Consider the following 12,689-nt stretch of genomic DNA (forward strand, 5'->3'; position numbering starts at 1 on the left):
GGCGGGGGATCAGTCCAGCACCATCACCGCGTCCACTTCGAATCCCGCGCCCTTGGGCAGCGCCGAGACTTCGATGGTGGAACGCGCGGGGAACGGCGCCTGGAAGTAGTCCTGCATCACCGCATTGACCTGCGCGAACTGCGCCAAGTCGGTGAGGTACAGCCCCAGGCGCACGATGCGGTCCAGCGACCCGCCGGCCGCCTCGGCCACCGCCTGCAGGTTGTCGAAGGCGCGGCGCGCCTGCGCGGCGATGTCGCCGGCGACGATCTCGCCGGTGGCCGGATCCAGCGGGATCTGCCCGGAGAAGTACACGGTGTTGCCGGCGCGCACGGCCTGCGAATACGGACCGATCGCGGCCGGTGCACGGTCGGTATGGATGATCTGGCGGGACATGGCGACTCCGTTGGAAGAATGTCCGCCTAGTTTAGCTGGCGTGCGCGGTTGGGGATTGGGGATTGGGGATTGGGGATTGGGGATTGGGGATTGGGGAATCGGGAATCGGGAATCGGGAATCGGGAATCGGGAATCGGGAATCGGGAATCGGGAATCGGAACAGCATGCCGGCAAGGCATGCCACACAATCCGCACGCACGCTTTCGTAGAAGCGGCTTTAGCCGCGACGCTCTATCGGTAAGGCGTCGCGGCTGAAGCCGCTCCTACGACGCCAGGACCCGACCCGCTCCGAATCCCCAATCCCGAATCCCCAATCCCGGCACCACCTACTGGCGGCGCACGCTCTGCACCGCATTCAAGCGCCGCAGCCGGCGCATCACCTCGGCCAGGTGGTTACGGTCGCGGACCTGGATGTTGAAGCGCAGCACCGCGGCGTTGAAGTCGCGGTCCAGGTAGTCGACGCGCTCGATGTTGGACTGGCTCTGCGCGATTGCCGCGGCCAGTTGCGCCAGCACGCCGGTGCGGTTCTCCACGTCCACCACCAGCGCGGTGTCGTAGTCGCCGATGACGCTGGTATCCCAGCCGATCGGTACCCAGCGCTCGGGCGACTTGCGCAGTTCGGCCAGGTTCGGACAGTCCAGGCGATGCACCACGATGCCCTTGCCGGCGGTGTGGTAGCCCATGATCTCGTCGCCGGGAATCGGCTGACAACAGTTGGCGAAGCTGACCACGCCGCGCTCGGTGCCGTTGATCAGGATCTTTTCCTGCGAATGCTTGGAATGGCCGCCGCCGCGCAGTTCGGCATACGCCATCAGCGCCTGCGCGGCCTGGTTGGGCATCCAGTTGCCCAGCGCCACGTCGGCCAGCAGCGCCTCCAGGCGGGGGTAGCGGTGCTCGCTGAGGAACGAATCCAGGCGCCCCTTGGGCAGCCGTTCCAGCGAACTGTCCATCGCCTCCAGCGCGCGGTCGAGCATGCGGTGGCCGAGCTGCACCGCGTCCTCGTGCTCGAGCTGCTTGAGCTGGTGGCGGATCGCGGTGCGCGCCTTGCTGCTGACCACGAACTCCAGCCACTGCGGCTTGGGCGTGGCCGAGCGCGCGGTGATCACTTCCACCGTCTGTCCGCTGACCAGCTTGGTGCGCAGCGGCACCAGCTTCTTGTCCACGCGCGAGGCCACCGCGCGGTTGCCGACGTCGGTGTGCACCGCATAGGCGAAGTCCAACGCCGTGGAGTTGCGCGGCAGCGCCAGGATCTTGCCCTTGGGCGTGAACAGGTAGACCTCGTCCGGAAACAGGTCGACCTTGACGTTGTCCAGGAACTCCAGCGACGAGCCGGCGGCGCGCTGCGATTCGATCAGCTCGACGATCCACGCATGCGCGCGGCTCTGCGCGCTGTTGGGCGAGTCGCCGCCGAACTTGTAGGTCCAGTGCGCGGCGACGCCGCGCTCGGCGATGAGGTCCATTTCCTCGGTGCGGATCTGCACTTCGATCGGCGAGCCGTAGGGCCCGAACAGCACCGTGTGCAGCGACTGGTAGCCGTTGGCCTTGGGTATGGCGATGAAATCGCGGAAGCGCGCATCCAGCGGCTTGAAGGTGGCGTGCACCGCGCCCAGCGCGTGGTAGCAGTCGGGCACGCCGCGCACCACCAGGCGGAAGCCGAACACGTCCATCACCTGGTCGAAGGATTTGTTCTCGTCGCGCATCTTGTTGTAGATGCTCCACGGCGTCTTGATCCGGCTCACCAGCCGGTGCTCCAGTCCTTCCTTGGCCAGACGCTGCGACAACTGCACTTCCACCTGCGCCATCGATTCGCGGCGCACCACCGGCTGGCTGCGAATGTGCTTTTCGATGATCGCGTGGCGCCACGGATGCAGGGCGCGAAAGCCGAGGTTCTGCAGCTCGGACTTCATCAGGCTCATGCCCAGGCGCTGGGCGATCGGCGCGTAGATCTCCAGGGTCTCGCGGGCGATGCGGCTGCGCGCCTCGGCGCTCTGCGCGCCCAGCGTGCGCATGTTGTGCAGGCGGTCGGCGAGCTTGATCATGATCACGCGCAGGTCGCGCGACATCGCCAGCAGCATCTTGCGGAAGCTCTCGGCGGCCGCTTCCTGACGGTCGCGGAACTTGAGCTTGTCCAGCTTGGTGACGCCGTCGACCAGTTCGGCCACCGCCTCGCCGAACTCGGCGGCCAGTTCGGCGCGGGTCAGCGGGGTGTCCTCGATGGTGTCGTGCAGGATCGCCGCGATCAGCGCCTCCACGTCCAGGCCGAGCTCGGCCAGCACGCCGGCCACCGCCACCGGGTGGGTGATGTAGGGCTCGCCGGACTTGCGGGTCTGCCCCGCGTGCGCAGCCGCACCGACCTCCCACGCGCGCCGCAGCAGCGGGATCTGCTCGGGCGGCAGATAGCTGGCGCTGCGTTCGAGCTGCAGGACGTAGTCGGGGACCGCCTCGTCGGCCGACGACGGCGCGGCGTGGGCGACCTGGGCAGAAGGGCCTGGGTTCATGCGGAAAGACTATGCCAGCGGCGCGTGGACGGCAAACCCGCAAAACGAAACAGCCCGCGGATGCGGGCTGTTCGCAGGACGATCGCGACGCGGGACGCGATCAGTCGTCGTTCTTGGACATGTCCTCGTCGGCCACCACTTCGGCCGCGGCCCATTCCAGGGCTTCGCGCTCGGCGCGCTCGCGCTCGGCCTTCTCGACCTCGTCGATCAGCGCGTTGTCGATCTTGCGCGCGGCGATCTCGCGCAGCGCCAGCACGGTCGGCTTGTCGGCCGACTCGGTGTTGTCGAGGGTGGCCTGCACGCCGTTGGCGAGCTGGCGGGCGCGCTTGGACGCCATCATGACCAGTTCGAAACGGTTATTAACGACTTCCAGGCAATCTTCTACGGTGATGCGGGCCATGCGGGCTCCCGGCGGGCCGGCGGCGGCCACGCGTTCGAATGAGGGAAAGGGCGGGGATTGTAGGGCGGCAACCGCCCAAGATCAACCCCACCCCATTCAGTTCCCTTTGGAATCAGCCAGTTGGCTGTTCCCGCAGGAGAGTGGCGATCAGCCCGGCGTGGCGCTGCTGCTGCGGCAGCCGGCGCAGGCGGCTGGCGACGAAGATCGCGCACATCTCGTCCACCGCGGTGTCGAAGTGCTCGTTGACGATCACGTAGTCGAAGTCGGCGTAGTGCGACATCTCCTCGCGCGCGGCGGCCAGCCGCTGCGCGATCACCGCCTCGCTGTCCTGGCCGCGCTTGCGCATGCGCTGCTCCAGCGCCTCGCGCGACGGCGGCAGGATGAACACGCTGACCGCGTCCGGCACCTTGGCCCGGACCTGACGCGCGCCCTGCCAGTCGATCTCCAGCAGCACGTCGTGGCCGGCGGCCAGCTGCGGCTCGACCGACTGCCGCGCGGTGCCTTTCCAGTCGCCGTGCACGCGGGCGTACTCGAAGAAGTCGCCGGCATCGATCATCCGCTGGAACTCGTCGGCGGAGACGAAATGGTAGTGCTCGGCGTGGCGTTCGCCCGGCCGCGGCGCGCGCGAGGTGAACGAGATCGACAGCGCGATCTGCGGGTCGCGCGCCAGGGTCGCGTTGACGATGCTGCTCTTGCCGGCGCCGGAGGGGGCCGCCACGATGTAGAGAGTGCCGCGCATAGGGTCAGGGATTCGGGATTGGGGAGTCGGGATTCGCGAACGGGGCCGCGGGCCGATACCCACGGGGTCGATATGCTACCCGGTATGGACGTGACCCGCCCGGCACCCGGAATCCGCCTTCCCAATCCCCAATCTCGACTCCCGCCATCCCGGCTATTCCAGGTTCTGCACCTGCTCGCGGATCTGGTCGATCAGCACCTTCAGTTCCACCGCGGCGTTGGAGGTGCGGCTGTCCACCGACTTCGAGCCCAGCGTATTGGCCTCGCGGTTGAACTCCTGCAGCAGGAAATCCAGGCGCCGGCCCGCCGGTTCCGGCTGACGCAGCACCCGGCGCAGTTCCTTGATGTGGCTGCCGAGCCGGTCCAGTTCCTCGTCCACGTCCAGCTTCTGCAGCCACAGCACCAGTTCCTGTTCGGCGCGGCCGGGGTCGACCGGATGCGGCAGGTCGGCCAGGCGTGCCGCCAGCTTGGCGCGCTGGCCGTCGCGGATGGCCGGGATCAGCGTGCGCACCTCGCCGGCGATGCGTTCCACCGCATCGACCCGCTCGACGATGGCCGCGGCCAGCTTGCCGCCCTCGCGCTCGCGCGCGGCGACGAACTCGGCCAGCACCTCATCCAGCAGTTCCAGCGCCTGCGCCTGCAGCGCCGCCGGATCGGCGGCCTGCCCCTGCAGCACGCCGGGCAGTTGCAGCAGGTCGACGAACTGCACCTGCATCTGCGGGAAACGCACGCCCAGCCGCTGCGCGAGCACGCCCAACTGTTCGACCAGCGCCTCGTTCACCGCCAACGTCTGCGCCGCATCCGGCGCGCGCAGGCGCAGCATCAGGTCGAGCTTGCCGCGGCTGATCCGCGCGGCGACGCGTTCGCGCAGTTGCGGCTCCAGCGCGCGCAGTTCCTCCGGCAGGCGCACGCCTACTTCCAGGAAACGGTGGTTCACCGAGCGCAGCTCGCACCCCAGCGTGCCCCAGGGAGTGATGCGCTCGGCGCCGGCGTAGGCGGTCATGCTGCGGATCATGCGGTGTTCCAATGCGGGCAAGGGGCGGATGTTAACCTAGCGCCCTTTCCTGCCTTGCCGAACGCGGTCACATGCCGCGCACGGCCCCGCCCTTCCCGGAATCCTGCATGTCCTTCTCCCGTCCCAGCGGCCGCACGGCCGATCAGTTGCGCCCGGTCCGCATCGAACGCGCCTTCACCCGCCATGCCGAAGGCTCGGTCCTGGTCAGCTTCGGCGACACCCGCGTGCTGTGCAACGCCAGCGTCGAGAACCGCGTGCCGGGCTTCTTGCGCGGCAAGGGCGAAGGCTGGGTCACCGCCGAATACGGTATGCTGCCGCGCGCCACCCACTCGCGCTCCGATCGCGAAGCCGCACGCGGCAAGCAGGGCGGACGCACGCTGGAGATCCAGCGCCTGATCGGCCGCGCGCTGCGCGCCTGTGTCGACCGTACCGCGCTGGGCGAGCGCACCATCACCCTGGACTGCGACGTGCTGCAGGCCGACGGCGGCACCCGCACCGCGGCCATTACCGGCGCCTACGTGGCGCTTGTAGATGCGGTGAACTGGCTGCAGAAGCGCGGCGACCTGAAGAAGCCGGTGGTGCTGGGCGCGGTCGCGGCGGTCTCGGTGGGCGTGTACCGCGGCGTGCCGGTGCTGGACCTGGACTATGCCGAGGACAGCGACTGCGATACCGACATGAACGTGGTGATGAACGACGGCGGCGGCTTCATCGAGCTGCAGGGCACCGCCGAGGGCCATGCCTTCCGCCGCGACGAACTGGACGCGCTGCTCGGCCTGGCCGAGCGCGGCATCGGCGAGTTGCTGGCGGCGCAGCGCGCGGCCCTGGCGCAATGACGCGGCGTCTGGCCCTGGTCACCCTGGTGGTGGCCGACTACGACGAGGCCATCGCCTGGTACACCGGCAAGCTGGGATTCCAGTTGCTGGAAGACGTGGACCAGGGCCACAAGCGCTGGGTCGTGGTCGGGCCTGGCGATGCGCGCGGCGCGGCGCTGCTGCTGGCGCGCGCCAGCGACGACGCGCAGCGCAGCCGCATCGGCAATCAGACCGGCGGCCGCGTCGGCTTCTTCCTGCACACCGACGACTTCCAGCGCGACCATGCGGCGATGCGCGCCGCTGGCGTGGAATTCCTGGAAGCCCCGCGTCACGAACCCTACGCCACGGTCGCGGTGTTCCGCGATCTGTACGGCAACACCTGGGATCTGCTGGAGCCCACCGCATGAAACTGGTCCTGGCCAGCAGCAACGCCGGCAAACTCGAAGAACTGCATGCCCTGCTCGACGACGTCGGGGTCGAACTGATCGCGCAATCCACTCTCGGCGTCAGCGATGCCGACGAAACCGGCCTGACCTTCGTGGAGAACGCGCTGCTCAAGGCGCGCCACGCCGCCCGCGTCACCGGCCTGCCGGCGCTGGCCGACGACTCCGGCATCTGCGTGGATGCGCTGCACGGCGCGCCGGGCCTGTATTCGGCGCGCTACGCCGGCGAGCACGGCAATGCGCAGGCCAATATCGACAAGCTGCTGGACGCCCTGCGCGATGTCCCCGACGCGCAGCGCGGCGCGCACTTCTACTGCGTGCTGGTGCTGCTGCGGCATGCCGAGGATCCGCAACCGCTGCTGGTGGAAGGGCGCTGGCGCGGCCGCATCGCGCAGGCCCGTGCCGGTACTGGCGGACATGGCTACGATCCGGTATTCCTGGACCCGGAGCACGGCCAGACCGCGGCCGAGATGCCGCTGGCGCTGAAGAACCGCATCAGCCACCGCGCCCTCGCCCTGCAGCAGCTCAAGCAGCGCCTGGCCGCGCTGCTGGCGGCGCAGCCGGCCGGGTGACCGCGCCGCGCGCAGGCGCCGGGCCGATACAGGCCCCGAGGTGCGCGCAGCCTGCACTGCACCGCGCCTGCGGCCCCTGAGCCACCCCGCCCCACTCGCCGACCGCACTCCGCTTTCCTGTCGCCATGCCGCACGCCCACGACCATTGCCAGCATCCGCCCGGCGCCGCCTGCCCGGACCCGTCCGCGCACGCCGACACCCCGGCGCTGGTGCCGCCACCGCTGTCGCTCTACGTGCACCTGCCGTGGTGCGTGCGCAAATGCCCGTACTGCGACTTCAACTCGCACGCGGCCAAGGGCGCGCTGCCGTTCGACGCCTACGTGGATGCATTGATTCGCGACCTGGACCAGGACCTGCCGCTGGTCTGGGGGCGGGTGGTCAACAGCGTGTTCTTCGGCGGCGGCACGCCCAGCCTGTTCCCGCCCGAGGCGATCGACCGCTTCCTGCAGGCCGCCAGCGCCCGGCTGCGCTTCGCGCCAGGCCTGGAGATCACGCTGGAGACCAATCCCGGCACCGCCGAGCACGGCCGCTTCGACCGTTACCTGGCGGCCGGGGTGAATCGCCTCAGCTTCGGCATCCAGAGCTTCGACGACGCAGCCCTGCAGCGGCTGGGCCGCATCCACGACGGCGCTGAGGCCGAGCGCGCGGTGAAGCTGGCGCAGGACGCCGGCTACGCCAATTTCAACCTAGACCTGATGTACGCGCTGCCGCAGCAGACCCTGGCCGAGGCCGAGCGCGACATCGCGCAGGCGCTGGCGCTGCAGCCTACCCACCTCAGCCACTACCAGCTCACCCTGGAGCCGAACACCGTGTTCGCCGCGCGGCCGCCGCAGGGCATCCCCGAGGACGACGACGCCTGGGACATGCAAGAGCGCTGCCAGGCGCTGCTGGCCGAGGCCGGCTACGCGCAGTACGAGGTCAGCGCCTACGCGCGCGCCGGCTACCGCTGCGCGCACAACCTCAACTACTGGACCTTCGGCGACTATCTCGGCATCGGTGCCGGCGCCCACGGCAAGATCAGCTCCGGCGCCGAGCAGAACATCCTGCGGCGCTGGAAGCACAAGCATCCGCAGGCGTTCCTGGACGCGGCGGGGACGCCGGCGGCGATCGGCGGCGACGAGTGGATCGCGCCGGAGCGGCGCCCGTTCGAGTACATGCTCAACGCCCTGCGCCTCAACGACGGCTTCGCGCTGCGCGACTTCAGCGCCCGCACCGGCCTGCCGCTGCAGGCGATCGCCCCGGCCCTGGCCACCGCGCAGGCCCGCGACTGGCTGCGGGTGGACGCCGGGCACGCCGTCCCGACCGAGCTGGGGCGGCGTTTCACCAACGACGTCATCGCCCTGTTCCTGCCCTGAGCCGCGTCGTCCGCCTTGGTTGCGGCGGCGGATCGTGCTACATACCGCGCAGAAAAATACAACGGCGATCACAGGATGCCCGTGTCTGCGACCCTTCAGGCCCCGACGGCGACGCTTGCCAGCGCCGCCCTGCCGGCGCGCGTGCGCGACATCCTGCAGGCCCTGAACAGCCTGCTGTGGCAGGCCCTGGACATGCCGCTGCAGGCGACCCTGGACGAACTGGAGCAGGACCTGCTCGAGCAGGCCGGGCGCGCCCGCAACGGCCAGGTGCAGCAGGACCTGTTCCAGGAAGCGCAGCGCCTGCGCGCGCAGCGCGGGCACTTTGCGCCGCACTACCAGGCGCACCTGGAAGCCGGGCTGGCCGGCATCCGCAGCCCGGCCGCCGCGGCCGCCACGCCGCGCACGGCCAGGCCGGTCGCGGCGGCGCAGATGCTGACCCTGGTCGCCGACGTGGATATCGACCGCGACATCGTGCTGCACGAGATCGCCCGCCGCGAGGCGACCCGCTGCAACATCCCGCTGCAGTTGCTCGGCCAGCGCTTCGGCGTGCTGGCGGCACGGCCTGCCTTCGAGATCGAGCAGTTGCCGCTGGGGCCGCACGCGCTGTGCCGGCTGCTGCGCGCTGCCGGCGAAACGCTGGGCCTGGGGCTGGACACGCAGTTGTCGCTGTACCGCGCCTTCGAACGCCAGGCGCTGGCGCGCTATGGCGAGATCGTGGAACGGGCCAATGTGCTGCTGACCCACGCCGGGGTACTCCCGGGCCTGATCTACCTGCCCTACGTGGCGCGCAGCACCAACGTGGAGCCGGGCGCGCGCCGCACCGCGCGCATGGCCGCGGGCACCGCGCCGGGGCCTGCCGACAGCGCCCCCCGCGGCGGCGGCGCTGCCCCCGTCCAGGCCGCACCCGCCATGGGCATGCCGCCGGGGCCTGCCGCCACGGCCCCGCTGCCGCCAGCGGGTGCAACAGCGGCGGCCGCGGACCCGGCCGCCAGCGGCCCCGACCTGGCCACCCTGCGCCAGTTGCTGACCGCAGCGCGCGCCAAGGCCACGCCCGCCGCGGCGGCGCCCGCGACCGCCGGTGCCGCCACGCTCCCGGCGCGGCCGGCGAGCGCCACCGGTGCGACCCCGGTCCCGACCGCCAGCCTGCTGCAGGCCCTGGGCGAACTGCAGGCGCAACCGCCGGCCCACAGCACCCTGGGCGGGCTGCGCGGACGCCGCCACCTGCGCGACGTGCAGACCGCTCTGCTGCAGGCGCTGCGCGCCAGCCACGGCGCGCAGGCGACCCTGGCGGCGCAACAGGCCGACACCTTCGACCTGCTCGGCCTGCTGTACGGCGAGATCGAGCGCGAGGTGCGCCCCGATGCGCCGGCCGCGGCGCTGCTGGAACGCCTGCAGGTGCCACTGGTGCGCGCCGCGCTGCAGGACCCGGCGTTCTTCGCGCGCAGCCGCCACCCGGCGCGGGAGCTGCTCAACGCCGTCGCCGAATCGGGCGCGACCTGGCTGGGCGAAGACGACAGCGATCCGACCCTGCTGCTCAAGCTCAACCAGGCCGTGGACCGCGTGGTCGAGGAATACGAAGGCGACGAGACCGTCTTCGAACAGGCCCACCAGGACATCCAGGCGCAGCAGCGCAGCCTGGCGCACAAGGCCGAGATCGCCGAGCGCCGGCACGTGGAGGCCGCGCGCGGCAAGGAACGGCTGGAACTGGCCAAGCAGACCGCCACCGCCACGCTGGAAGCGCTGTGCAACGTCCGGCAACCGCCCGGTTTCGTGCAGACCCTGTTGCAGCAGGCCTGGTCCGACGTGCTGGTGCTGACCCTGCTGCGCCAGGGCGAGGATTCGGAGACCTGGCGCGAACGCATCGGCCTGGCCGAGCGCATCGCCGAGGTCACCTGCCGCAGCGAGGGCGCCTCCGACGCCGGCCTGGCCGAGCGCGTGGGCCAGGCGTTGCTGCAGGTGGGCTACCACCAGCAGGAGGCCGAGGCCATCGCCCGCCGCCTGTCCACGCCCGGCGGCGCCGACGCCACCACCTCGCGCACCGAACTCAGCGTCCGGCTGAAGGCACGCACCCGGCTGGGCGAGCAGGGCGAGGACGGCGAGCGCCCCTCGCTGCCGCCGCGCAACGAGGCCGAACAGGCCGCGTATGCGCGGCTGCGCACGCTGCCGTTCGGCACCTGGTTCGAATTCGTGGTCAACCAGCAAGGCGACCTGAAACGGCAGCGCCTGTCCTGGTACAGCCCGATCACCGAACGCGCGCTGTTCGTCAACCAGCGCGGACAGAAGACCGCCGAACACACGCTCGACGGATTGGCGCGGCTGCTGGCGCAAGGCCAGGCCCGCATCGTCAGCGAAGACCGCGCACGCCTGATCGACCGCGCCTGGCAGGCCGCGGTGCGCGCGTTGCGGACCCTGGCCGGCGTCCCCGCCGCCGACGACGCCATGGAGGGTGCATGAGCAGCGACGCCCGCCGTTCGCCGCGCCGCCAGGTCCCGGACATGGTGCCGGTGCTGGACCTGATGGAAGACGCCGTGGTCGGCCGCCTCGGCAACGTCTCCGAACACGGCATGCTGCTGCTGGCCTCGGCGCCGCTGCACGAGGATGCGCTGTACCAACTGCGCTTCGCGATGCCGCAGGCCGACCGCGAAGTGCAGATCGATGTCGGCGCGCATCTGCTGTGGAGCGAACCCTCGCACGCACCGGGCCAGGCCTGGGCCGGCTTCCGTTTCCTGACCATTTCCCCCGCGCATCGCGACCTGCTGCGGCAGTGGATCAACGCAGCCCCCGGCGGCTAGGGCCGCCAATCTTGTAGGAGCGGCTTCAGCCGCGACCGGCCTCCCAGGGAACGCCTCGTTCGCGGCTGAAGCCGCTCCTACGACGGCCATCCAAGTCCGGTTCGCGCTTCGACGCAAAGAAGATCCGGCGGATCGACAACGCCACGCGTCGCTGACGCAGCTTCGGCAACGTACGCCATGCGCACGCCGCCCCCCCCCCACGTCCGCACGCCCGCAACGTTTCCGGCACACTGGCGCCCCTGTTTCCGCATCGCCGAACGAGTCCGCCGCCATGCCCCAGCACGACCCAAGCGCCCTGTATCCCGACCACCTGCGCACGCTGACCCGACGCGCCGACGAGGCGCTGGCGCGCGGTGGCTTCGACCATCTGGTGGTCCCCAGCGGCACCCTGCACTACCAGGTGTTCGACGATCGCGACTATCCGTTCGCGGTGAACCCGCAGTTCAAGGCCTGGCTGCCGCTGACGCGGGTGCCGAACAGCTGGCTGGTGTACACGCCCGGGTGCCGCCCGCAGGTGATCTTCCACCAGCCGCGCGACTACTGGCACGTGGTGCCGGACGCGCCCAGTGGCTGGTGGGTGGAGCACTGCGACATCCACCTGATCCGCACCCCGGACGAGGCGCTGGCGCTGCTGCCGGATGCCGCGCGCAGCGCGATCCTCGGCGAGCCGCAGAGCGCGCTGGGCGCCTACGTGCCGAACAACCCGGCGGAGGTGCTGCACTACCTGGAATACCACCGCGCCTACAAGACGCCCTACGAGCTGGCGCTGATGCGCCAGGCGCAGCAGGCGGCAGTGCGCGGCCATCGCGCCGCCGAGGCCGCGTTCCGCGACGGCCGCAGCGAGTTCGAGATCCACATGGCCTACTGCGCCGCGGTCGGCCAGGACGCGAACGAACTGCCGTACGGCAACATCGTGGCCTTGAACGAACACGGCGCCGTGCTGCACTACACCGAACTGCAGCGGCAGGCGCCGACGCCGCTGCGCAGCTTCCTGATCGACGCCGGCGCCTCCGCGCACGGCTATGCCAGCGACATCACCCGCACCTACGCCGCCGATCGCGGCAGCGACTTCCAGGCGCTGATCGACGCGGTGGACGCCGCGCAGCAGCGCATGGGTCAGCACGTGCGCGCCGGCGTCGACTACCGGCAACTGCACCTGGATGCGCATCTGGCGCTGATGGGCGTGCTCCGGGATGCCGGGGTGCTGAAGGTGTCGCCGGAAACCGCGGTGGCCACCGGCGTCAGCGCCGCGTTCTTCCCGCACGGCCTGGGTCATCCGATCGGCCTGCAGGTGCACGACGTCGCCGGCTTCGCCGCCAGCGACCGCGGTGGCCGCATCGAACGCCCCGACGGCCACCCCTACCTGCGCATGACCCGCACCCTGGAGCCGGGCATGGTGGTGACGATCGAGCCGGGCCTGTACTTCATCGACATGCTGCTCGACGACCTCAAGCAGGCCGGCCACGGCGATAGCGTCGACTGGGCGCGGGTGGCGCAGTTCAAGCCCTACGGCGGCATCCGCATCGAGGACGAAGTGGTGTGCACCGAAGACGCGCCCGAGAACCTGACGCGTCCGGTGTTCGCTGCGGCGGCCTGAGCCGCCGCCGCGGGATTGGGGATTCGGGATTGGGGATTGGCTAAAGCGGGCGGCGCCACGCCGGCAAGAAACGC

At 70.5% G+C, this 12,689-nt stretch carries 12 protein-coding genes; 7 read left to right on the forward strand and 5 right to left on the reverse strand.

Features of this window, described 5'->3' with window-relative positions; genetic code table 11:
• Positions 1-9: 9 nt before the first annotated feature.
• The 5 genes from AC1PLR_RS15935 to AC1PLR_RS15955 form a co-directional block, all read right to left on the reverse strand.
• Positions 10-393 (reverse strand): RidA family protein, encoded by a 384-nt coding sequence (locus tag AC1PLR_RS15935; RefSeq protein ID WP_010341827.1) that lies wholly within the window; start codon positions 391-393, stop codon positions 10-12.
• Between the two features lie 326 nt (positions 394-719).
• Positions 720-2,891, reverse strand: coding sequence for a RelA/SpoT family protein (locus tag AC1PLR_RS15940; protein WP_017909851.1), 2,172 nt, complete (start codon positions 2,889-2,891; stop codon positions 720-722).
• A gap of 100 nt (positions 2,892-2,991) precedes the next feature.
• Positions 2,992-3,291 (reverse strand): DNA-directed RNA polymerase subunit omega, encoded by a 300-nt coding sequence (gene rpoZ, locus AC1PLR_RS15945; protein WP_010343101.1) that lies wholly within the window; start codon positions 3,289-3,291, stop codon positions 2,992-2,994.
• Between the two features lie 112 nt (positions 3,292-3,403).
• A complete protein-coding gene (gene gmk, locus AC1PLR_RS15950) occupies positions 3,404-4,030 on the reverse strand; it encodes a guanylate kinase (RefSeq protein WP_481101620.1) in 627 nt (208 codons plus the stop codon).
• A gap of 153 nt (positions 4,031-4,183) precedes the next feature.
• Positions 4,184-5,044 (reverse strand): YicC/YloC family endoribonuclease, encoded by an 861-nt coding sequence (locus AC1PLR_RS15955; RefSeq protein ID WP_267082940.1) that lies wholly within the window; start codon positions 5,042-5,044, stop codon positions 4,184-4,186.
• 107 nt (positions 5,045-5,151) lie between these two features.
• On the opposite strand from AC1PLR_RS15955, the gene rph reads away from it, so the two are divergent.
• From rph to pepQ, 7 genes are all read left to right on the forward strand, one after another.
• Positions 5,152-5,877 (forward strand): ribonuclease PH, encoded by a 726-nt coding sequence (gene rph / locus AC1PLR_RS15960; RefSeq protein ID WP_010343098.1) that lies wholly within the window; start codon positions 5,152-5,154, stop codon positions 5,875-5,877.
• On the forward strand, positions 5,874-6,263 hold the full coding sequence (locus tag AC1PLR_RS15965; protein WP_481101621.1) for a VOC family protein: 390 nt from the start codon (positions 5,874-5,876) through the stop codon (positions 6,261-6,263). The genes rph and AC1PLR_RS15965 overlap by 4 nt, the downstream gene beginning before the upstream one ends.
• Positions 6,260-6,871, forward strand: a complete 612-nt coding sequence (gene rdgB, locus AC1PLR_RS15970) for an RdgB/HAM1 family non-canonical purine NTP pyrophosphatase (protein ID WP_481101622.1) — start codon at positions 6,260-6,262, stop codon at positions 6,869-6,871. The genes AC1PLR_RS15965 and rdgB overlap by 4 nt, the downstream gene beginning before the upstream one ends.
• Before the next feature lie 125 nt (positions 6,872-6,996).
• A complete protein-coding gene (gene hemW / locus AC1PLR_RS15975; protein WP_481101623.1) occupies positions 6,997-8,226 on the forward strand; it encodes a radical SAM family heme chaperone HemW in 1,230 nt (409 codons plus the stop codon).
• Between the two features lie 75 nt (positions 8,227-8,301).
• On the forward strand, positions 8,302-10,680 hold the full coding sequence (locus tag AC1PLR_RS15980; RefSeq protein ID WP_481101624.1) for a DUF1631 domain-containing protein: 2,379 nt from the start codon (positions 8,302-8,304) through the stop codon (positions 10,678-10,680).
• Positions 10,677-11,018 (forward strand): PilZ domain-containing protein, encoded by a 342-nt coding sequence (locus AC1PLR_RS15985; RefSeq protein ID WP_481101625.1) that lies wholly within the window; start codon positions 10,677-10,679, stop codon positions 11,016-11,018. The genes AC1PLR_RS15980 and AC1PLR_RS15985 overlap by 4 nt, the downstream gene beginning before the upstream one ends.
• A 271-nt stretch (positions 11,019-11,289) precedes the next feature.
• Positions 11,290-12,615, forward strand: a complete 1,326-nt coding sequence (gene pepQ, locus AC1PLR_RS15990) for a Xaa-Pro dipeptidase (protein WP_481101626.1) — start codon at positions 11,290-11,292, stop codon at positions 12,613-12,615.
• Positions 12,616-12,689 lie beyond the last annotated feature (74 nt).

The sequence above is a fragment of the Xanthomonas sp. NCPPB 3570 genome (assembly GCF_056725115.1).